This window comes from Glycomyces sp. NPDC021274 (assembly GCF_040641195.1).
Taxonomy (GTDB): domain Bacteria; phylum Actinomycetota; class Actinomycetes; order Mycobacteriales; family Micromonosporaceae; genus Glycomyces.
The window spans coordinates 63,726-84,820 of record NZ_JBFADC010000015.1 but is presented as its reverse complement, the minus strand read 5'-3'; the positions used below and the strand labels follow the sequence as shown (position 1 = coordinate 84,820).

The following is a 21,095-nucleotide window of genomic DNA, read 5'->3' as shown; positions in this document are numbered from 1 at the left end:
CCGGTCCCATTCCGAACCCGGTCGTTACGGCTTCCAGCGCCGATGGTACTGCACTCGAGAGGGTGTGGGAGAGCAGGACACCGCCAAACATTTACATAGAGAAAAGGCCCGACGCATAAGCGTCGGGCCTTTTCCTTTGCCGTATTTCAGGGCTTCACCTTAGTGGTGGAGCCCTTTTGCGTGCCCTCGATTCGAGTGGGCGCGATAGGATTCGGCTGTGGTCGACCTGCCAGTTCGTCGCGTCGGAGTTTTCGGGGGAACATTCGATCCCCCGCATCTCGGGCACCTTGTTGCCGCGAGTGAGGCGGCGTTTCGGTGCGCGCTCGACGAGGTGGTGTTCGTTCCGACGGGTGATCCGTGGCAGAAGCACCATCTGAAGGTGACCGATGCGGCGGTGCGGCTGGCGATGACGCGGTTGGCAGTCGAGTCCGATCCGCTGTTCAGAGTCAGTACCTGCGACATCGAGCGCGCGGGCGCCACGTACGCGGTGGACACCGTTGCCGACGTGCGCAGGGAGTATGACGAGGAAGTAGAGCTGTACTTCGTGATCGGCGCGGATTCGTTGGAGAACCTCCACACCTGGCACCGGGTCGAGGAGCTCAGCAAGGCGGTGAGGTTCATCGCGTTGAACCGTCCGGGGCATTCGCGGCGGGAGGTCGACACCTCGTTCGGGGTGCGGGTCGAGTTCATCGACATGCCGGCGGTGGACCTCTCTTCGACCGAATGCCGCCAGCGGGTGCGTGATGGGCAGCCGATCCGGTACCTCGTGGCCGATCCGGTCGAGGCGTACGTGCGAGAGCACGGGCTGTACCGCGGCTGACCGTTGGGATGCTTCGCACAGCGACTGGCGTGAATCAGGGAAGTCTTCGTCGTACCCCTCGTGTAAGACTAGAACTGCGCCGGTGAGTGCCGGCGGGATTCCCATTGTCAGGAGCGTTCGTGACCGCAAGTGAAACCGCAATGACGCTGGCCTTCGCCGCAGCCCAGGCGGCGGCTGACAAAAAGGCCTTTGCCATCAACCTTCGGGACGTGACTTCGAAGATCGCCCTCACGGACGTCTTCGTGATCGTTTCGGCCTCGAACGAGCGGCAGGTCCACGCGGTCGTCGACGCGGTCGAGGAGAAGCTCATCAAGGAGCACGACACTCGTCCGCTGCGCCGCGAGGGCAAGGGCGGCGAGCAGTGGGTGCTGCTGGACTACAACGACATCGTGGTGCACGTCTTCCACAAGGAGGCCCGCGACTACTACGGTCTCGACGGCCTCTGGAAGGACTGCCCCGAGATCGAGTTCGTCGACCAGACCGACGCTGAGCGGGCCCGTCGTGCCGAGTCCGCCGAGGGTGACGGCGAGGACGGCGAGTGAACAGGCTGCTGGTCGTTCGCCACGGGCAGACGTTGTGGAACGTTGAGGGCCGCATCCAGGGATCGAGTGACATCGACCTGGATGCGACCGGGGTGGCGCAGGCGGCCGAGGCCGCTCCTGAGCTGGCCGCTTACGGGCCGGTGCGGATCATCTCTTCGGACCTGCGGCGGGCGGTCGACACGGCTCGGCCGATCGCCGATCTGACCGGCATCGAGATCGAGCTGGACAAGCGCCTGCGCGAGCGTGCGTACGGCCCCTGGGAGGGCCTGACGCAGCGCGAGATCGCTGAGCAGTTCCCGGAGGAGCACCGGCGTTGGCGCGCTCAGGAGCCGCTGCAGCACCCTGAGATCGAGACGTGGGGCGACTTGCACCGCCGGACCGGTGAGGCCGTGCGTGACATGGTCGAGGCGAAGGACGAGGGGACCGCGATCGTGGTCTGCCACGGGGGTTCGGCGCGGCAGATCGTGGGCAGCGTTCTCGGGTTCGACGAGGCGGCGGCGAGCAGCCTCTCCGGCATGGACAACGCGCACTGGGCCGAGCTGCGGCGGATGCGGTCGGGCAAGTGGCGCCTGTTCGGGTACAACCTGGGCGTTCCGGCTCCGCACACGATCGGGCAGAGCCCGCTTGCGAAAGGCCAGCAAGCGGCCCGTTGACGACCGTTCAGGACCCCTGGAAACCTGGACTGCGTTCGCTTTGGCGTCGTAGGCTTCGGTCGAGGTGCAACCGCGCCGGGCTCGGAGGCGTCAAACCGGCATGGATACGCAGACTTCGCGCGTGCGACGGATCGCGGGCCTGACCGGCCCGCTCGTCGGCGTGCTCATGGTGGCCGTGCTCGCCGCGTGCGGCTCGGGTAGCGGCGGCTCCGACGGCGAGACGTCGACACCCGTGACCTCGGCCGAACCGACCAGCGCCCCCGAATCCACCGAGGAGAGCCCCGTGCCCGAGGAGACCACCCCCTACCTGGACCCGTCGCTCGGCGACTCGTCCAAGCCCGGTTCGTCGATGACGATCAGCGGCACGATCGAGGCCGGCGTCGAATCCGGCTGTCTCGTGCTCGAGTACGAGGGGACCGTGTACGGGATCTTCGGGAACTTCGACTCGTCGGTCGTGTACGCGGGCGCGACGGTCACACTGCAGGGCGCGGTCGACGACGGCATGATGTCGACGTGTCAGCAGGGCACCCCGTTCGTGGTGGAGGATGCCCAACCTTCGGATTAGGTACTGTGGCGGCGTGACCGTCGTCGTCGTTACCGATTCCACTTCGGCTTTGCCTGAGCCGCTGCGCGCTGTGCGCGGCGGCTTGACGGTGCTCGGCATCCCGGTGCTGATCGACGGCGTCGAGTACCGCGAAGGCGAGGACATCAGTGGCGAGGTGATCGTGCGGGCGATCCGGGAGGGCCGCGAGGTGACCACCTCGGGGCTGCCGCCGGAGGAGCTGCGGGCGACGTACACGCGGCTGCTGGACGAAGGCGCGAGCGGGATCGTCTCGGTGCACCTCTCTGGGCGGCTCTCGGGGACGGTGGCCGCTGCGGAGGCCGCGGCGGCCGGGTTCGGCGGCCGGGTCGCGGTGGTCGACTCGCTCGGCGCGGGCATGGGGGTCGGGTACCCGGCGCTCGCCGCGGCCGACGCCGCGGAGCAGGGCGCTGCGCTGCTGGTGGCCGCTGCGGCGGCGCAGGCGGCGATCGGGCGGACCTCCACCTATTTCTATCTGGACACATTGGAGTACCTGCGGCGCGGCGGCCGGATCAGTGCGGCGCGGGCGATCGTGGGGACGGCGCTGTCGGTGAGGCCGATCCTCGGGGTCGAGGACGGGCGCATCGACGTGGTGGAGAAGGTGCGGACGCCCACACGCGGCCTGCAGAGACTGGCGGCGCTCGCGGTGGCCGACGCCGGTGATGCCGAGGTCGAGATGACGGTGCACCACCTGGGCGCGGAGCGCCGGGCCGAGGCGTTGGCGGGTTGGCTCGCCGAGCGGTTCGAGGGCCGACTGCGGCGCATGGACGTGACGGAAGTCGGTGCGGCGGTGGGCGCTCACTGCGGGCCGGGGCTGGTCGGCGTGATCACGAGGCGCATTCCCTGAGCGGGAGCTCGATCGACGAAGCAGCTGACCCTTAATCAGTGGGTTCGGGGTTCGAGCGGCGGATGAGGCGCGGCCCCGCGGTTGGGCGTGTCAGCCCGCGCTCGCGCCGCGAGCGGGCGTATAGGGCATGCCCCTTCCCACCCGCATCCGCCTCCGACCAACCGAAAAAGACCACACTCCCACCCGGGTACGACAGTCTTCCGGGGCGGCGGAATCCGCATTATGACTTGAGGAGCGGGCTCCGTCCACACTTCTTGGGGTTATCCACAGGGTCGATTCGGGTTATCCACAGGCCGAAAAGTTGGGAATCACGGCCGTGCCCTTCGGTCGTTGAGCCAGGTATGGAACGCGAACTGCCACCCGATTCCGCCGCTCTCGCCGCGAGGCTCCGGATGCGGCTCAACGACCCCGCGAGCGAACCGGAAGTCTGCAAGGAGACCGTCGACGCCGACTCCGGGGAAGCCGAACCGGAACCGGTCCTCAAATCCGCGCCCGCCAGACGCTTCGACCAGCGGCTCGAGCGTCTCCAGCACCGTCTCGGACTTTCACATCACAACCGCTGGGTCCTGGTCACGGTCGCACTGCTGGTCGCGGCCGTCGGCCTCTCGGTGACCCTCTTGTCCTGGCCCGATGCCGAGCCCGTTGCGACGGCACCGGCCGTGGCCGTCGAAGCCAGTGCGGCCGAACCGGAGACGATCATCGTCTCGGTCGCCGGGGCGGTCAACGAACCGGGGATCGTGGAGCTCGAGGCCGGAGCGCGCGTCGCCGATGCCATCGAGGCGGCGGGCGGGCTGACCGAAGGCGCGGACCCCGGATTCCTCAACCTAGCAAGAGTCGTCGCGGACGGCGATCTCGTCGCGGTTCCCGACGCCGCCGCCACGGGAGCCGCGCCGGTGCCCGGAGACGGCACCGGTGGCGCGAGCGCCGGCGACCTCGTGAACATCAATTTCGCCAGCGCTGCGGAACTGGACGCGCTCAACGGCATCGGCCCGGTCCTCGCCGAGCGCATCATCGAGTACCGCGAGACCAATGGCAGCTTCCAGTCGCTCGACGAGTTGTCCGAGGTCTCCGGCATCGGCTCGGCACTGCTGGAACAGCTGCGCGACCAGGTGACGCTATGAGGCGGCGTTGCGGGATGCGGCCGGGCCGGTGTGAACTCGGGGCTGGCCGAGGAGGGTGCGGTAGGTCGGGCCGCTCGGGAAGGGCTGCGCTTTGAGCTATGAGTTCGCGCTGCGGCCCGCGCCTTCCGAGGTGGTGCGGCGTGATTGGCGGCTGCCGCTCGTCGCCGCCGGTGTGTGGGCGGCGGCGCTTGCCGGCCTGTACGGCACCGTGGTCAGCGGGATACTCACCGCGGCCGGTTGCGCAGTCCTGGTGGTGTTGGGGCGCAAGTGGAAGCGCGGGTTCGCCGCGGGCGTCGCGACCGTCGCATTCGGCGGGGTGCTCAGCGCGGGTGTCACGACGGTGCATGTCGCCGTGCGAGACCATGCCGGGCTCGCGGCGCTCACCGGATCTGAAGCACACGGCGAGGCCGAGCTGGTGCTGCACACCGCGCCGAAGCCGTCGACCCGCCGCCCGGAGCTCGTCACGGCGTCCGCGCGACTGCATTCCTTCGACACTGATGGCGTTGCGCTCGAGGGACATTGGCAGGTGCTGCTCGTCGCCTCAGGCGAGGAGTGGCTTGCGATGAACGCGGGGCAGCGGCTGACCGTGCCGGCCGTCCTCCGCGAAGCCGATGCGGGTCGGCTGACGGCTGCGATCGTCAGTGCCCGCGGGCCTCCTGAACCCGTTGGGGCGCTGTCGCTTCCGCACCAGGTAGCCGCGCATGTGCGGGAGCGGTTGGCGACCGCCGTCGAGACGGTGCCGCAACCCGAAGCGGGCCTGATCCCCGCGCTCGCGGTCGGCGACACCTCGAAGATGGACCCGGCATTGGCTGCCGACTTCCGCGCGACCGGGCTGGTGCATCTCGTGGTGGTCTCCGGATACCACTTGAGTCTGGTGGTCGGAGCGGTCCTGGCGGTGGCGCTGGCGTGCAGGGCCGGTCCGCGCGGGCGGGTGGTCGCCGGGGCGGTCGCGATCGCGGCGATCGTGGTGGTGGCCGGGCCGCAGCCGAGCGTGCTGCGTGCTGCGGTGATGGCGGGGATGACCTTGCTGGCGCTGGCCGCCGGGAGGCCCCGGGCGGCGATGCCCGGGTTGGCGACGGCGGTCCTCGTGGTGGTCCTGGCCGACCCGGACATGGCGGCGCAGGCGGGGTTCGCGCTGTCGGTCGGGGCATGCGTCGGATTGCTGTTCCTGGCGTTCCGCTGGGCACGGCCGCTCGAGCACCGCGGCTGGCCGCAGCCGGTGGCGCTGGCCGTCACGATTCCGCTGGCGACGCAGGTGGCGGTCACGCCGCTGCTGATCGGACTCGGCAGCGGGGTGAGCCTGGTGTCGGTTCCGGTGAACGTGCTGGCGGCCTTGGTCGCCGCGCCGGTGGTGGTGCTTTCGGTGGGTGCCGCCGCTCTGGCGGCCGTGTGGCTTCCGGCGGGCGCCTTGGCGGCTCAGCTGGCGGCCGTTCCGGCCCGGTGGCTGATCTGGTTGGCGCGCAACGGGGCGGACATCCCCGGTGCGCTGGTGCCGGTCCCGGGAGGCGTGTGGTGGGGGCTCGGGTCGGCCGCAGCGCTGGCGGCACTGGTGGTGCTGCTGCAGATACGGCGGCTGCGGGTCCCGGTGCTCGCGGTGCTCGTGGCGGCGGGCCTGGGGACGGTGCCGGCGTGCTTGATGACCGGTGGCCCGCCTTCGGGGTGGGTGGTGACCATGTGCGATGTCGGGCAGGGGGATGCGCTGGTGCTGCCTGCGGGGGACGCGGTGGTGGTGGTCGATGTCGGGCCGGAGCCTGCGGCGGTGGACGCGTGCCTGGACGAGTTGGAGGTGGACAGGATCGCGCTGCTCGTGTTGTCGCACTTCCATATCGATCACACGGCCGGGATCGCCGGGGCGATGGAGGGCCGTGAGGTCGACGCGATCCTGGCGCCGCCGCCGGGGGAGGCGCAGTACGGGTACGAGCTGGTGGAGGAGCGGGCCGGTGCGGTGCCGGTCCTGGAGGCGGTGCCGGGGGAGGTGTTCGAGTTCGGGGCGACGCGGCTTGAGGTGCTGGGGCCGCCGGCGGAGTTGTTGAACGGGACGCGGTCGGATCCGAACAACAACTCGGTGGCGGTGCGGGCGGAGGTGGCCGGGACGAGTGTGCTGCTGACCGGTGACGTTGAGCTGGAAGGCCAACGCGCGCTGCTCGGGAGCGGGGCGGTGCTGGGGGTGGACGTGCTGAAGGTGCCGCATCACGGGTCGTCGTTCCAGGTGCGGGAGTTCCTGGAGGCGGCCGACCCGGCGGTGGCGCTGGTCGGCGTGGGGGCGGGGAACGAATACGGCCACCCGGACCCGGGGCCGCTCAGGGTGCTCGAGGAGGGCGGGGCGCTGGTGTTCCGCACCGACGAATCGGGTCGGATCACGGTGGTGCGCAACAGTAATGCGTTCGAGGTGACGACGGCGAACTGAGGTGGTTGCGGACGGCGGGTGGGCGCCGGGCAGGCTGGGTCGGTGCGGGGTGCGGGGTGCGGGGTGCGGGGTGCGGGGTGCGGGGTGCGGGGTGCGGGGTTGCATTCGCCTGGGCGGCTGCGAAAGGTCTCCTTTCGGGTGAATGGGTGGCGGATGCCGCGATGGGGACCGGCATCGTGGGGCAGTACACAGGGGTTGTGCGGTAGACGATGGCCCGGTCGAAACCCTGGGGTCCGCGGGCGGCATGGGAGGATGGACCGGTGGCTGCACTCGAACCCATCCGCCTGATCCAAGGCGACGACGAATTCCTCGCCGAGCGGGCCGCCGCCGACTTCGTGAAGGCGGTGCGCGCCGAGCTCCCCGAAGGGGAGACCGCGCCCGCCGTCAACCGCATCAACGGCGGCGACCTCACCGCGGGCGCCTTCGCGGAGCTGACGAGTCCGACCCTGTTCGGCGGCGCGGTCGTCGGCATCATCGAGTCCGGCCAGGACGTCGACAAGGACCTCGCCGCCGCAGTGCTCGCGTTCGCCAAGCAGCCGGCCCCGGACATCTACCTCGCGGTGTGCCACAACGGCGGCAACAAGGGCAAGGGCCTCGCCGAAGGCCTGAAGAAGCTCAACGTCGAGGTCGTGCGCGTCTCCAAGATCAAGCGCCTGCCCGACCGGGTGGCCTTCGTGCGCGGCGAGCTGCGCGACGCGGGGGCCTCGCCGCGTTCGGCTTCGGCGGAGATCGCCGACACCATCATCCAGGCGGTCGGCTCCGACCTGCGCGAGCTCGCTTCGGCGTGCGCGCAGCTCGTGGCGGACACCGACGGCAAGATCACGCAGGAGAGCGTCGCCCAGTACTACTCCGGGCGGGCCGAGGTCTCGGGGTTCACCGTCGCCGACGCGACGATCGCAGGGGACGCGGCCGAGGCCCTGGGTGCGCTGCGCTGGGCCATGCAGGTAGGGGTCGACGCGGTGCCGATCGCCGACGCGCTGGCGATGGCCGTGCGCAACCTCTCGCGTGTGGCCGCCGAGCGCGGCGGGGCGGCGCAGCTGGCCGGTCAGCTCGGGATGGCGCCGTGGCAGATCGAGAAGGCCCGCAAGCAGGCCCGGAACTGGACGGCGGATGCCCTCGCCGAGGCGATGCGGGTGTGCGCGCGCCTGAACGGCGAGGTCAAGGGCGGGGCCGACGACCGGGGGTGGGCGCTCGAGCACGCGATCCTCGAGATCACCCGTCTGAGTGCCGCAGGGAAGGGCAGTCGTGTCTGAGTACCGTCACGGACGAGTGTCCAGGCCGCGCCGGCCCTGGTATGCGCGGGCGCTGCACCTGAAGCACCTGTACCTGTCGAACGTCTGGTGCGTGCTGTTCTTCGAGGGCTCGATCGCGCTGGCGGTGCTGATGGCGCTGACCGAGCTGGTGCCGTGGTGGGTGGTGCTGCTGCTGCCGTTGGCGGTGGCGGGCATGGTGAAGCTCAACGACTTCATCGCGGGGACCCTCGAACGCCACGGCTGAGCGGGCGGTCGAGCGGGGCCGCTGAGCAGGGGGTCGCCGAGCGGGGTCCTTGCGGTGCGGGCACGCCGACCGTGCTCGGGGCCTGGTGGGTTGGGCCCCCGGTTTTCAATGGTGCCCGGCGGGTGTGACAGGGCCCCGGGGCACGGTGTTCGAGACGTGACACCGCCCGAGTGCGCCCGACGCTCTGGGGGAACGCCGAAGGCCCAGAGGCGTGCGCCCCTGGGCCTTCTGAAGCTTTGTCGCTGCTCGTTCGCTCGCTTAGGCGGCGGCGGAGAGCTTGTTGAAGGACGCGGCCAGCTTGGACTTGCGCTGGGCGGCCTGGTTCTTGTGGATGACACCCTTGGTGGCAGCCTTGTCCAGCTCGCGGCTGGCGGCGCGCAGGTGGGTCTCAGCGGCGGCGACGTCGCCGGTGGCAGACGCCTCACGGAACTTCCGGACGGACGTCTTCAGCGACGACTTCACTGCCTTGTTGCGCATCCGGCGCTTCTCGTTCGTCAGAATGCGCTTTTCTTTGGACTTGATGTTCGCCACGCGTGAAGCCTCAGTTTCGTGATTGCTTGGTTCCTTAATTGATCGCGCCAGAGGCAGAGGGCACTCCGAGCGCCTGTCAACGTTACCAGGAGCCGAGCATCGCACACGCCCTGGGAGCATGACCGCGGACCAGATTACACGAGGTGGAAGGCGCCGCCCGAATCCCCGTGCCCGGCTGTTACCCGCGATACCCGATCGCGGGAAGCGGCGCCTTTCGCGCCGGGCCGGCACGCCGCTCGGCGTGGTGCTCAGACCGTGGCGCCGCGAGCTCTGAGCGCGGGGGCGACCACCTCATCGACGATGCTCTCCACCGTTTCGGCGGTGACCGTGCCGAAGATGATGAACTCGTTGCGCACCAAGTCGATCGGGAGCCGCCGCAGGCGCTCGGTGAGGTGGCCCCATTCGAGCTCGCCCCGGTCGACCGCGCGTGTCCACACGGCCCGCTCCAGCAGGCTGGTGAGCTCGCTCACGAGGTTGGTGACGAGGATGCTGCGGAGTTCGGGGTTGGCACCGACGTCGGCGAGCATGCCGAGCATCGCGGTCTGGCCGATCTGGCGCATGCGCCGGTGCGCCAATGTGACCAACGCGACGATGTCGCCGCGCAGGGTTCCGGTGTCGGGCACCGTCTCGGCCTGGGGGAGGCGGCTCGAGACGCACGCGATCAGGATCTCCACCTTGCTCGACCAGCGCCGGTACACGACCGGCTTGCTGGTGCCGGCTCGTTTCGCGACGCCTTCCATCGTGAATGCCGCATAGCCGGCCTCGCGGAACTCCTCGAACGCGGCGTCGAGGATCGCCTGCTCGAGCTCCTCGCCGCGACGTCGGGATGCCACTTTGCGTTCCAATCGAACCCCCTCTGGATACGGACCGTTTCTTATGTTAGCTTGAGGGCATCAAGATACGGACCGTATCTTGCGGATGATTGGAAACCATCATGGAAACCACCCCCCAGCCCACGTCGATCGGCCGGGTGATCGCGATCAGCGCCGGCCTCGCACTCATCGTCGGTATCCTCACCCTCGCCTTCGCCTGGCCCTCAGCCGGTATGGGACCCAATGAAGTCCCGATCGCGGTCATCGGCCCCGACGAGGCCGCCGACCAGGTCCAGTCCCAGCTCGACGAGGCCCAGCCCGACGGCTTCGACGTCACCGCCGTCGCCGACCCGGCCGAGGCCGAGACCCTCATCAAGGAGCGCGAGGTCTACGCGGCCCTCGCGATCACCCCCGAGTCCGTGGACCTCTACACCGCCTCGGCCGCCTCGCCCACCGTGGCGCGGCTCGTCACCGGCATCGCCGAGCAGATGGCGGCGCACATGGGCGAGGCCGGCGGGCAGCCCGGCAGCGTCCAGGTCAACAGCCAGGACATCGTGCCGCTGCCCGCCGACGACCCGAACGGCGCCGGGCTCGCCGCCTCGGCCTTCCCGATGGCCATGGGCGGCATCGTGATCGCCGCGCTCATCTCGTTCAACGTGCGCGGCTCGGGACGCCAGGCCGCGGCCGCGGTCCTCGCGCCGCTCGCCGTGGGCGCGGGCGTCGCCGCGATCCTCATGTACGTGCTCGAATCGGTCGACGGCGACTACGTGGCCATCTCGGGGGCGCTGGCGCTCACGATGGCCGCGACCGCGTGGGGCCTCCTCGGTCTGGCGAAGCTCCTGGGCCGCGCCGGTTTCGTGCTGGGCGCGGTCATCGTGATGCTCGTGGGCAACCCGCTGTCGGGCATGGCCGGCGCGCCGGAGCTGCTGCCCGCGCCGTGGGGCGCATTCGGTCAGTTCCTGTCGCCGGGCGCCGGCGGCACGCTGGTGCGCTCGACCGCGTACTTCGACGGCAACGGCGGCGAGGCCGTGGTCTGGACGCTCGCCGCGTGGATCGTCGCCGGTGTGCTGCTCTTCACCATCGGCGCAGTCCGCGCCAAGGTCAAGGGCGTGAACGAGGGAGTGAAGGAACCCGTTCCGGCGGAAGCGTAACGGTTCGGGACGATACGGCCGCCTCCGCGACGACGCGGGGGCGGCCTTTCGGCGGCCCCGATGCGGCGGCGTGGTGAGCGGGAGCCTTTTCTCCCTGGGTGGGCGGGGGTTCCCGCGCGGGTAAGGCAGAATTGGCTAGCCACCCCGCTCGAGCCGCGCCAGACCACGGCTCGCCAGCGTCGCCGATAAGGAAGGCCACCGTGACCAACGCGCCAGGCTCGACCGCTCCGGAGTCGATCCGGAACTTCTGCATCATCGCGCACATCGACCACGGCAAGTCCACGCTGGCCGACCGCATGCTGCAGATCACCGAGGTCGTCGACGCCCGCCAGATGCGCGCGCAGTACCTCGACCGGATGGACATCGAGCGGGAACGCGGCATCACCGTGAAGTCCCAGGCCGTCCGCATGCCCTGGACCGCCCGCTCCGGCGAGGCCGAGGGCCAGGGCTTCGTGCTCAACATGATCGACACCCCCGGGCACGTCGACTTCACGTACGAGGTCTCGCGGTCCCTCGCGGCCTGCGAAGGCGCGATCCTCCTCGTGGACGCCGCGCAGGGCATCGAGGCGCAGACCCTCGCGAACCTCTACCTCGCGATGAGCAACGACCTCACGATCATCCCGGTGCTCAACAAGATCGACCTCCCCTCGGCCGACCCCGACCGGTACGCCGAAGAGCTCGCCCACCTCATCGGCTGCGAGCCCGAGGACGTCTTCCGCGTCTCCGGCAAGACCGGCGCCGGCGTGGCCGAGCTGCTGGACGAGGTCGTCAAGCAGATCCCGGCCCCCACCGGCGACGCCGACGCGCCGCCCCGCGCGATGATCTTCGACTCCGTCTACGACGTCTACCGCGGCGTGATCACCTACATCCGCGTCATCGACGGCAAGCTCAGCGCCCGCGACAAGATCCGCATGATGTCGACCCGCGCCGACCACGAGCTCCTCGAGATCGGCGTCATCAGCCCCGAACCGGTGGTCGCCAAGGCCCTCGGCGTCGGCGAGGTCGGCTACCTCATCACCGGCGTGAAGGACGTGCGCCAGTCGAAAGTGGGCGACACCGTCACCCTCGACAAGCGCCCGGCCACGCAGGCCCTGCCCGGCTACACCGAGGCGAAGCCGATGGTCTACTCGGGGCTCTACCCGATCGACGGCTCCGACTACGGCAACCTCCGCGAAGCCCTCGACAAGCTGCAGCTCAACGACGCCGCGCTCCAGTACGAGCCCGAGACCTCCGCCGCGCTCGGCTTCGGCTTCCGCGTCGGCTTCCTCGGCCTGCTGCACCTGGAGATCATCCAGGAGCGCCTCGAACGCGAGTTCAACCTCGACCTGATCTCGACCGCGCCCAACGTGGTCTACCAGGTCGTGAAGGAGGACGGCGAAGAAGTCGAGGTCACCAACCCCTCCGAGTTCCCCGAGGGCAAGATCCACTCGATCACCGAGCCGATCGCCAAAGCCACCATCCTCGCCCCGAAGGAGTACATCGGGACCGTGATGGAGCTGTGCCAGACCAAGCGCGGCATCCAGACCGGCATGGACTACCTCTCGACCGACCGGGTCGAGATCCGGTACACCCTGCCGCTGGCCGAGATCGTCTTCGACTTCTTCGACCAGCTCAAGTCCCGCACCAAGGGCTACGCCTCCCTCGACTACGACATCGACGGCGCCCAGGAGTCCGACCTGGTCAAGGTCGACATCCTGCTCCAGGGCGAACGGGTGGACGCCTTCGCGGCGATCGTCCACAAGGACCAGGCCTACGCGTACGGCGTGCGCCTCTCCGAGCGGCTCAAGAAGCTCATACCGCGCCAGCAGTTCGAGGTGCCCATCCAGGCCGCGATCGGCTCCCGCATCATCGCCCGCGAGACCATCCGCGCCCTGCGCAAGGACGTGCTCGCCAAGTGCTACGGCGGCGACATCTCCCGCAAGCGCAAGCTCCTCGAGAAGCAGAAGGAGGGCAAGAAGCGGATGAAGAACATCGGCCGCGTCGAGGTCCCCCAGGAGGCGTTCATCGCCGCACTGCGGACCGACGAGGACTAGACGACAGCGAAAGGGGCGGAGCCGTACGGTTCCGCCCCTTTCCCTTGCGCTGCTTACAAATGCGCTGTGCTACATGTTCGGATGACCAGGGGGCGTCTGCGGCGGCGGCGGGGGCTGCTGCGGGTAGCCGGGCGGCGGTCCCTGCTGCGGCGGCTTCGGCATGTTGCCGGGCCGCGACTTCAGGTACTGCTCCACCTCAGGCTGCATGACCAGGTAGAACGCCGCGCCGATGGCACCGAGCTTCGCCAGGGCGAGCAGCGCCCCGAGCGCCGCGTACCAGCCCAGGCCCCAACCGCCGACGAAACCGCCGAGCGCGAAGAACCCCAGGACGCCCAGCCCGATGTACAGCGGCGTGCGCGGGTCCGCCGCGCCGAAGGCGCCGAGCTTGTCCCTGGTGATGAAGTAGGCGACCGCGACCGCCAGCGCGCCGACGATCATGCCGAAGACGGCGCCGCCGACGATGAACCCCGTCCCGTACCACCACGGCGCGGTGGCCGAGGCGATGAGGGAGAACAGGAACACGAGCACCGTGGCGGCGGCGTACACCCACAGCAATTGCGTCAGCTGATTGACCTTCCTGGGGCGGGAAGGGTTTTCCTTGATGCCCCATTCGGCGGCGAAATCGCCCTGTCCTTGGGGCGCACCCCCGTGATACGGCGGCGGTCCGCCGGGGCCGCCACCTGGGGCGGCGCCGTACGGATTCGATTCGGGCGGTTGCGGCGGATAGGTCATGATCGCTGCTCCGGGCAAAGAGAAGGGCGTGCTTTCACTGCTCACTGTAGCCTTTCCCCGCCCGTTCCGGGGTACGGAGTTTCCACGCATTCCAGTGGCGGATATGGCAATACCGTGCAATTGAGAACGCTATTCGAAAGGACCCGAAACGATCACGGTGACGCGAGAGGGCGGCCCCGGGATCGCCGGGACCGCCTTCCGCGGGACAGCGCTCGTGACCGTCAGCGCTAGTTCAGGTTGTCGTCGGCGTTCTCGTCCGAGCCGGCGAACGGGCTGGTGTTCGTCGTCATGTTGCCCGTGTCGACCGGGCGGTCGTACGTCTGGTGGAGGACCGGCTCGCGGTCGGCGATCGTGTAGGACCGACGCGTGTACACGGTCGCGTCCTGCACCGTCACCTGCGGGACCACCTTGAAGTCCACGTCCATCTGGTCGGGCGTGATCACGGTCTCGACGTAGCCGCGCTGGGCGTTGCGGAACTTGATGTGCGGGTTGATCCGCAGCGCCGCGTTGTCCTCCGGCACCGAGTCGACGCCGTTGCCGCCCGAGGTGATCGAGGTGGCCACCAGCTCCACGCCGACCGAATCGCCGCCGAGGTCGGGGAACCCGGCCTTGATCTCGCCGGCCCAGTGCGTGTGCACGTCACCGGTGAGCACCACCGGGTTGCGCACCCCGGCCTCGATCCAGCCGTCGATGATGCGCTGCCGCGAGGCCGCGTACCCGTCCCAGCCGTCCATGCTGGTGCGCAGGATGTCGGCGGCGGCGCTGGCGTCGCGCTGCGTGAAGAACACCTGCTGGCCCAGGATGTCCCAGCGCGCCCGCGAGGCGTGGAAGCCCTCGATGAGCCACTCCTCCTGCGCCTCACCGGTGATGGTGCGCGACTCGTCCCACGCGTCGGCGCAGTTGCTCTGCGTGCCGTCGCCGCAGGCCTGGTCGTCCCGGTACTGGCGGGTGTCCATCATGTGGAAGTTCGCGAGGCGGCCCCAGCGGACGCGCCGGTACAGCTGCATGTCGATGCCCTCGGGGACCGAGGAGCGGCGCAGCGGCATGTTCTCCCAGTACGCCTGGAACGCGGCGGCCCGCCGGGCCAGGAAGGCCTCGGGAGTCGGCGTGTCGGAGTTGTTCTCCGGCACCTCGTCGGCCCAGTTGTTCTCGGTCTCGTGGTCGTCCCAGACGACGAGCCACGGCGCGGCCGCGTGGGCCAGCTGCAGGTCCGGGTCGGCCTTGTACTGGGCGTGGCGCTGGCGGTAGGTCGCGAGCGAGACCGTCTCCGGCCCTTCGTGGTCGCGCACGTTCCCGTCGGGGGAGTTGTAGACCTTGGCCTTGTACTCGTACTGGTAGTCGCCCAGGTGCAGGATCAGGTCGGGGCGGGACTCGGCCATGTGGCGGTAGGCGGTGAAGTACCCGTGCTCGTACTGGGAGCAGGAGGCGAAGGCCATCCGCAGCTCCTCGGGCATCGAGTTGCGCGGCGGGGCGGTCACGGTGCGCCCGACCGGGGAGGTCCACCTGCCGGTCTTGAACCGGTAGTAGTACTCGTGGCCGGCGCGCAGGTCGTCGACCTCGACGTGGACGCTGTAGCCGATCTCGGCGGCGGTCTGGACCTCGCCGCGGGCGACGCGGTGGCGGAAGCGCTCGTCGCGGGCGACCTCCCACTTGACGTCGAAGGTCGCGTTCGGCATGCCGCCCATGCCGTCCTCGGCGAGCGGGTTCACTGCCAGGCGGGTCCAGAGGACCACGCCGTCGGGCTCCGGGTCGCCGGAGGCGACGCCGAGGGTGAACGGGTCGGCGTCGAGCGTGGGGTGCGTGTTCGATTGTGCCCAGCCGGCGGCGGGGACCGCTACGGCGGCACCGGCGGCGGAGGAGGCGAGCAGGATTCGGCGCGACAGGCGCATATGGACCTCGCTTCGGGGGAGTTGCGCGGGTTTGTGACCCGTACAGCCCAACAAGTGAGCGTGGATGCGCCGAGACTTCTGATGGTCGCGGCGGTGAACCGGCGCCGAACAGTGCCGCGCCGGTGGCGCTACTCGGGCGCGGCGAAGGTGACGATCACGGCGGTGGAGTCGGCGACCTCCACGACCTGCGCCTCGCCGTCGACCTCCGCGTCAGGCTCGGCCCACTCCTCTTCCCCTGCGGTCCAGACCATCCCGTTGAACGAGACTGTGGCGATCCGGTGGTCGTAGGCCCGCGCGACCGCCCAGGCGGCCCGGTTCCAGCCCTCGGCCGCGCCTCCGGCCTCGATCACCAGCCGCGTGTCCTCCACATCGGACACCTCGGTGCCCCACTGGTACTCGTACGCATCGGCGAGCGCGGCCGGGTCCGCCACCGGCTCGTCGGCGCTCCCCGAGATGCACACCAGCCCGGCCTCCTCGCCGCCCGCGAACGCGTCCGCGATCACCTCGGCGTCGCTCTCCCACTGCTCGTACAGCTCCGGGTAGGCGCTGATCTGCACGGCCTGCGCCGCTTCGGCGAGCCGCATGTCCTGCCAGCCGTCGGTGCGCTGGAGCTTCTCGTAGAACTTGAACGAGGCGTAGACCGGGTCCATGAGCTCCTCCTCGGAGCCCCAGCCCATGCTCGGGCGCTGCTGGAACAGCCCCAGCGAGTCGTCGTGCCCGTAATTGACGTTGATCAGCTCGGACTCCTGCATGGCCGTGGTGATCGCCACCGCCACGGCGTGCTCGTCCATGCCGTCGCGCATGCCCACCGCCGCGATGGTGGCGGCGTTCGAGGCCTGCTCGGCGGTCAGGTGCACCTCGCCGCCGCTGCCCACGTAGCAGCCGGTCTTGCTGGGGCGCAAGGCGTCCCGCGCATCGTCGGTGCAGGCCGCAAGGGTCGCGAGCAGGAACAGGGAGGTCAAGGCGGGGAGAACGCGCAACAGTCACTCCGATCAGGTCGGTCGGCGGCTGATCAGCCTACCCAAGAAGGGGGACGCTTCTCAATGAACGAACGGATGCCTTCCCTGCCCTCTTCGGAGAAGAAGTACTCGCCCGTCACGGCAGCCGCCCTGCGCAGCTCCCCGCGCAGATCCGGTGTGGCGGTGAGCACCTTGATCCCGGCCTGGGCGGCGGGCCCGCCGAGCTTGAGGCGCTCGACCAGTTCGGCGGCGACCGCGTCGAGATGCTCCTCCTCGACCGCGGTCGAGACCAGGCCCCACATGTCGGCGTCCTCGGCGGTGAACACGTCCGCATCCTCGACGACGAGACCGCCCCCGACGAGGAACAGCTCCCGCATCCGCGCCGGTGTGATCCGACGCGCCACCACAGGGCCGATCACGGCCGGGACGACCCCCAGCCGGACCTCGCTGAACGCCATCTCGGCGTAGGACTCCGCCACGGTGAAGTCGGCGGCGGCGATGAGCCCGAGCCCGCCGCCGCGCGCGGCCCCGCGCACGACCGCCACCACCGGCTTCGGGGCCTCCACGATGTCGGCCAGCGCCTCGGCCAGGTGCGCCGCAGGCAGCGCCGCCAGGCTGTGGGCCGCGGCGGACTCCTTGAGGTCGGCGCCGGCGCAGAACACCGGTCCGGCGTGGTCGATCACGATCACCCGCACGTCGCGGTCGGCGACGGCTCGGGCGAGCGCACTGCGCAGCTCGGCGATGAGGCGGGTCGAAAGGGCGTTGCGCCGTTCGGGCGCATTGAGGGTAATGGTCGCCACTGCCTGTTCGGCGCGGTAGGCGATCGGTGCATCGTTGCTGTCCACGCCAGTACCGTAGTGGGCGTGTCCACCGCCTCGCCAGTAGCCGACCCGAATTCGCCCGCCGCGTCCATCGCCGCGGCCGCCGCCGACCCCGCGACCGGCGGGGCCGGGTTCGGGTTCTACGTGCACGTCCCGTTCTGCGTCTCCCGCTGCGGCTACTGCGACTTCAACACCTACACGGCCGCTGAACTTGGCGCCGGAGTCTCGCGGGACACGTACGCGTCGATCGTCCGCGCCGAGATCCGCGACGCCGCGGCAAGGTTCGAGCACCGCCCCAAGGTGGACACCGTGTTCTTCGGCGGCGGCACCCCCACACTGCTCTCGGCCGCCGACCTCGCCTCGATCCTCGCCGAGATCGACGACTCGTTCGGCCTCGCCGCGGGCTACGAGGCCACCACCGAGGCCAACCCCGAGTCCGTGGACGCCGACTACCTCGCCGAACTCCACGACGGCGGCTTCACCCGCCTCTCGGTCGGCATGCAGTCCACGGCCTCGCACGTGCTCAAGATCCTCGACCGCGAGCACTCGCCGCAGAAGGCCCTCGACGCCGTCGCGTACGCCCACAAAGCCGGGTTCGAGCACGTGAGCCTCGACCTGATCTACGGCACGCCCGGCGAGACCGCCGCCGACTTCGCGGCGAGCCTGCACGCGGCCGTGGACGCCGGGGTCGACCACGTCTCGGCGTACGCGCTCATCGTCGAGGACGGCACCGCGCTGGCCCGGCGCATCCGCTCCGGCCAGGTGCCGCAGCCCTCCGACGACGTGGCCGCCGACCGCTACCTCGCCGCCGAGGCCGTGCTCTCCGAGGCGGGCTTCCACTGGTACGAGGTCTCCAACTGGGCCCGGACCGAAGCGGCGCAGTGCCGCCACAACCTCCTGTACTGGGAGGGCGGCCACTGGTGGGGCGCCGGGCCGGGAGCGCACTCGCACCTGCCGGGCGTGCGCTGGTGGAACCACAAGCACCCCTCGACGTACGGCGCGGCGCTTGCCCAGGGTCTCCCTGTGGCCGGGCACGAGCTGCTCACCGAGGACGACCGGTACCTCGAGCGCCTCCTGCTGCGCACGCGCCTGGCGAGCGGCCTGCCGCTGGCGCTGCTGCGCCCGGCGGGTCTGGCCGCGGCCGAGCGCGCGGCCGGCGACGGGCTCGCCGTCATTGCGGACGACCGCCTCAAACTCACACTGCGCGGTCGTCTCCTCGCTGACGCGGTCGTGAGAGACCTCACCTCCTGACGGCGTTCGGGCCGGTCACCGTTAGATTCGTGAAGGCGAACCGTATTCGCCTACCGTGCCGCCCCGCGCGTCCTCCCCTCGAGGCCGCGGCGCCCCCCAGGCGATGTCCGCGCACGGACCCCCATACGAACCACCCGGAGTCCGCCACCCATGCGCACTGCAACGCCCAATCTCGGCCGCAGAAGCCTGCTCGTCGCCTCCGCCGCGGGACTCGCGGCCGTCGCCGCCTGCAGCGAAGAGGAACCGCCCCCGGTCGAGGACGAAGGCGGCCAGGCCGCCGAGGAGGCGCCCACCTCCGAGTCCCCCTCGCCCGAGCCCCGCGAGATCACCATCACGCACGTCGGCGACACCATGCCCGGCTCCTACCCGAACCAGATGGCCTCCGATGAGGGCGCGAGCTTCTTCGCAGGCGTCACCGCCGCCCTCACCGGCGACGTCGTGATCGCCAACCTCGAAGGCGCCCTCTCCACCCTCGAGTTCGACAAGTGCGGCGGCGGCGAGTGCACCTACTTCCGCCTCCCCGCCGAGTACGCCCAGGTCTTCGCCGACGCCGGCTTCGACGTCCTCAACCAGGCCAACAACCACGGCTGGGACGCCGGACCCGACGGCGCCACCGAGACCCAGGACGCCATCCGCGAGGCCGGCATGGAGGTCTGCGGCATCAAGGACGAGGTGTGCCTGGTCGAGACCGAGAGCGGCCTCACCGTCGGCCTCGTCGGCTTCGCGCCGTACACGTTCTACACCGACAACCGCGACCTCGACGCCGTCGCCGCACTCGTCGCCTCCGCCAAGGAGCAGGCCGACATCGTCATCGCCACCGCCCACCTCGGCGCGGAGGGCACCGACCACCGGCACGTGCCCGAAGGCGTGGAGACCTACCTCGGCGAGGACCGCGGCGACACCCGCGCCTTCGCGCACACCTGCATCGACAACGGCGCCGACCTCGTCGTCGGCCACGGCCCCCACGTCCTGCGCGGCATGGAGGTCTACAACGGCAAGCTCATCTGCTACTCGCTGGGCAACTTCGGCGGCGGCCAGAACCTGTTCGCCACCGAGGGCCCCCTCGGCCGCTCGGCCGTGCTCTCCGTCACCATGCGCGAGGACGGCACGATCGTTGCCGCCAAGGTGACCGCGACCCGCATGGACGACGACGGGTACCCCCAGCTGGACGCCGACAACGGCGCGTTCGAGGACCTCAACGAACTCGCCGAGGACTTCGGGGACGCCGCGGCCACCGTCGCAGACGACGGCGCGCTCGTGCTCCCCTCGGCCTGACCGCACACGTAGACTGGCACTCCCGGTCCGGGAGTGCCAGACTTGAGTCCGGCAGACTGAACCCCGGTTCGGTCCGCGGCAACTGACGCAAGACCCAGAACGGTTCCAAGACACAGGTTTTCAAGGCAGAGGGGACGTGGCGGCGATGGACGATCGCAAACTCGAAGTGCTGCGCGCCATCGTCGAGGACTACGTGGCCACCCAGGAACCCGTCGGCTCCAAGGCCGTCTCCCAGCGCCACGCCCTCGGCGTCTCGGCCGCGACCGTGCGCAACGACATGGCCTACCTCGAAGAGGCCGGGTACATCCAGCAGCCCCACACCTCCGCCGGGCGCATCCCCACCGCCAAGGGCTACCGCCTCTTCGTCGACCGCCTCGGCAAGATCAAGCCGCTCTCGGCCGCCGAGCGCCGCGCCGTGCACCGCTTCCTCTCCGAGGCCATCGACCTCGACGACGTCGTGACCCGCACCGTGCGCCTGCTCGCCCAGCTCACCCACCAGGTCGCGGTCGTCCAGTACCCGAGCCTCAACCGCTCCTCGGTGCGCCACCTCGAACTCGTCTCGCTCACCCCGACCCGGCTCATGGTCGTCATGATCACCGACACCGGCCGCGTCGAGCAGCGCTACGTCGAGATGCCCGCCGAACTCGGCGAGAGCGAGATCCTCGAACTGCGCCGCTTCGCCAACGAGCAGCTCCAAGGCAAGGCCCTGGCCGACGTGCCGCGCCTCACCGCGGACCTCGCCGGCCAGGTCCGCCCCGAACTGCGCGACACCGCCGCCGAACTGGCGCGGGTCCTCAAAGAGACCGTGGTCGCGCGCACCGAGGAACGCGTCGCCGTCGCCGGCGCGGCGAACCTCACCCGCGGCAACTTCTTCGCCGGGTCGATGCGCCCCATCCTCGAAGCGCTCGAAGAGGAGGTCGTGCTCATGCAGCTGCTGGGCCGCGCCGACTCCAACGCGCTCCTGACGGTGCGCATCGGCGACGAGAACGAGATCGACGACTTCCGCGAGACCACCGTGGTCACCGCCGGATACGGACCGGGTTCGGTGGTCGGCCACATGGGCGTCCTCGGACCCACCCGCATGGACTACCCGGGCACGATCGCGGCCGTCCGCGCCGTCGCCCGGTACGTGTCCGAGATTTTGGAACAGAACCGCTGACAGGACAGAGCGCAC

At 70.1% G+C, this 21,095-nt stretch carries 20 protein-coding genes; 14 read left to right on the top strand and 6 right to left on the bottom strand.

Annotation, left to right across the window (positions count from 1 at the left end; genetic code table 11):
* The first annotated feature begins 217 nt into the window (after positions 1–217).
* The 9 genes from nadD (at position 218) to AB0I03_RS24190 (ending at position 8,467) form a co-directional block, all read left to right on the top strand.
* Entirely contained in the window at positions 218–820 is a 603-nt protein-coding gene (gene nadD / locus AB0I03_RS24230; RefSeq protein WP_360416569.1) for a nicotinate-nucleotide adenylyltransferase, read from the top strand.
* Between the two features lie 119 nt (positions 821–939).
* Positions 940–1,362, top strand: a complete 423-nt coding sequence (rsfS, locus tag AB0I03_RS24225; RefSeq protein WP_360416567.1) for a ribosome silencing factor — start codon at positions 940–942, stop codon at positions 1,360–1,362.
* A complete protein-coding gene (locus tag AB0I03_RS24220; RefSeq protein ID WP_360416565.1) occupies positions 1,359–2,015 on the top strand; it encodes a histidine phosphatase family protein in 657 nt (218 codons plus the stop codon). The genes rsfS and AB0I03_RS24220 overlap by 4 nt, the downstream gene beginning before the upstream one ends.
* A gap of 121 nt (positions 2,016–2,136) precedes the next feature.
* Positions 2,137–2,580, top strand: coding sequence for a hypothetical protein (locus tag AB0I03_RS24215; protein ID WP_360416563.1), 444 nt, complete (start codon positions 2,137–2,139; stop codon positions 2,578–2,580).
* Positions 2,581–2,593: 13 nt separating this feature from the next.
* Complete coding sequence (locus tag AB0I03_RS24210) at positions 2,594–3,442, top strand: DegV family protein (protein ID WP_360416561.1); 849 nt, start codon at positions 2,594–2,596, stop codon at positions 3,440–3,442.
* A 341-nt stretch (positions 3,443–3,783) separates the two neighbouring features.
* On the top strand, positions 3,784–4,563 hold the full coding sequence (locus AB0I03_RS24205; RefSeq protein ID WP_360416559.1) for a helix-hairpin-helix domain-containing protein: 780 nt from the start codon (positions 3,784–3,786) through the stop codon (positions 4,561–4,563).
* Positions 4,564–4,654: 91 nt separating this feature from the next.
* Positions 4,655–6,970 (top strand): ComEC/Rec2 family competence protein, encoded by a 2,316-nt coding sequence (locus tag AB0I03_RS24200; protein ID WP_360416557.1) that lies wholly within the window; start codon positions 4,655–4,657, stop codon positions 6,968–6,970.
* A 260-nt stretch (positions 6,971–7,230) separates the two neighbouring features.
* Positions 7,231–8,223, top strand: a complete 993-nt coding sequence (holA, locus tag AB0I03_RS24195; protein WP_360416555.1) for a DNA polymerase III subunit delta — start codon at positions 7,231–7,233, stop codon at positions 8,221–8,223.
* Between the two features lie 16 nt (positions 8,224–8,239).
* Positions 8,240–8,467, top strand: coding sequence for a hypothetical protein (locus AB0I03_RS24190; RefSeq protein WP_360416553.1), 228 nt, complete (start codon positions 8,240–8,242; stop codon positions 8,465–8,467).
* A gap of 258 nt (positions 8,468–8,725) precedes the next feature.
* Here the strand turns inward: AB0I03_RS24190 and rpsT are convergent, their stop codons facing one another.
* Entirely contained in the window at positions 8,726–8,998 is a 273-nt protein-coding gene (gene rpsT / locus AB0I03_RS24185; RefSeq protein WP_205328010.1) for a 30S ribosomal protein S20, read from the bottom strand.
* Between the two features lie 248 nt (positions 8,999–9,246).
* A complete protein-coding gene (locus tag AB0I03_RS24180; protein ID WP_360416550.1) occupies positions 9,247–9,831 on the bottom strand; it encodes a TetR/AcrR family transcriptional regulator in 585 nt (194 codons plus the stop codon).
* A gap of 101 nt (positions 9,832–9,932) precedes the next feature.
* Here AB0I03_RS24180 and AB0I03_RS24175 point away from each other — a divergent pair, with 101 nt between their 5' ends.
* A complete protein-coding gene (locus AB0I03_RS24175; RefSeq protein ID WP_360416549.1) occupies positions 9,933–10,961 on the top strand; it encodes a hypothetical protein in 1,029 nt (342 codons plus the stop codon).
* Positions 10,962–11,161: 200 nt separating this feature from the next.
* On the top strand, positions 11,162–12,994 hold the full coding sequence (lepA, locus tag AB0I03_RS24170) for a translation elongation factor 4 (RefSeq protein ID WP_360416547.1): 1,833 nt from the start codon (positions 11,162–11,164) through the stop codon (positions 12,992–12,994).
* A gap of 69 nt (positions 12,995–13,063) precedes the next feature.
* On the opposite strand, the gene AB0I03_RS24165 is transcribed toward lepA, so the two are convergent.
* The 4 genes from AB0I03_RS24165 to AB0I03_RS24150 form a co-directional block, all read right to left on the bottom strand.
* Positions 13,064–13,726: a hypothetical protein gene (locus AB0I03_RS24165; RefSeq protein WP_360416545.1), complete on the bottom strand. Its 663-nt coding sequence runs from the start codon at positions 13,724–13,726 to the stop codon at positions 13,064–13,066.
* 227 nt (positions 13,727–13,953) lie between these two features.
* Positions 13,954–15,615: an alkaline phosphatase D family protein gene (locus AB0I03_RS24160; RefSeq protein ID WP_360416543.1), complete on the bottom strand. Its 1,662-nt coding sequence runs from the start codon at positions 15,613–15,615 to the stop codon at positions 13,954–13,956.
* 128 nt (positions 15,616–15,743) lie between these two features.
* A complete protein-coding gene (locus tag AB0I03_RS24155) occupies positions 15,744–16,595 on the bottom strand; it encodes a hypothetical protein (protein WP_360416541.1) in 852 nt (283 codons plus the stop codon).
* 32 nt (positions 16,596–16,627) lie between these two features.
* Positions 16,628–17,419, bottom strand: coding sequence for an enoyl-CoA hydratase-related protein (locus AB0I03_RS24150; RefSeq protein WP_360416539.1), 792 nt, complete (start codon positions 17,417–17,419; stop codon positions 16,628–16,630).
* Between the two features lie 66 nt (positions 17,420–17,485).
* On the opposite strand from AB0I03_RS24150, the gene hemW reads away from it, so the two are divergent.
* From hemW to hrcA, 3 genes are all read left to right on the top strand, one after another.
* Positions 17,486–18,646: a radical SAM family heme chaperone HemW gene (hemW, locus tag AB0I03_RS24145; RefSeq protein WP_360416571.1), complete on the top strand. Its 1,161-nt coding sequence runs from the start codon at positions 17,486–17,488 to the stop codon at positions 18,644–18,646.
* A 150-nt stretch (positions 18,647–18,796) separates the two neighbouring features.
* The gene (locus AB0I03_RS24140) at positions 18,797–19,921 is read left to right on the top strand and encodes a CapA family protein (RefSeq protein WP_360416537.1); all 1,125 of its coding nucleotides are present in this window, start codon (positions 18,797–18,799) and stop codon (positions 19,919–19,921) included.
* A 145-nt stretch (positions 19,922–20,066) separates the two neighbouring features.
* Positions 20,067–21,080: a heat-inducible transcriptional repressor HrcA gene (gene hrcA / locus AB0I03_RS24135; protein ID WP_360416535.1), complete on the top strand. Its 1,014-nt coding sequence runs from the start codon at positions 20,067–20,069 to the stop codon at positions 21,078–21,080.
* Positions 21,081–21,095: the final 15 nt, after the last annotated feature.

Excerpts from the sequence above, each read along its gene's own strand:
- AB0I03_RS24140 (WP_360416537.1), top strand. The coding sequence starts at position 18,797 with ATGCGCACTGCAACGCCCAATCTCGGCCGCAGAAGCCTGCTCGTCGCC.
- AB0I03_RS24160 (WP_360416543.1), bottom strand. The coding sequence starts at position 15,615 with ATGCGCCTGTCGCGCCGAATCCTGCTCGCCTCCTCCGCCGCCGGTGCC.
- AB0I03_RS24165 (WP_360416545.1), bottom strand. The coding sequence starts at position 13,726 with ATGACCTATCCGCCGCAACCGCCCGAATCGAATCCGTACGGCGCCGCC.
- AB0I03_RS24205 (WP_360416559.1), top strand. The coding sequence starts at position 3,784 with ATGGAACGCGAACTGCCACCCGATTCCGCCGCTCTCGCCGCGAGGCTC.
- AB0I03_RS24175 (WP_360416549.1), top strand. The coding sequence starts at position 9,933 with ATGGAAACCACCCCCCAGCCCACGTCGATCGGCCGGGTGATCGCGATC.
- hrcA (WP_360416535.1), top strand. The coding sequence starts at position 20,067 with ATGGACGATCGCAAACTCGAAGTGCTGCGCGCCATCGTCGAGGACTAC.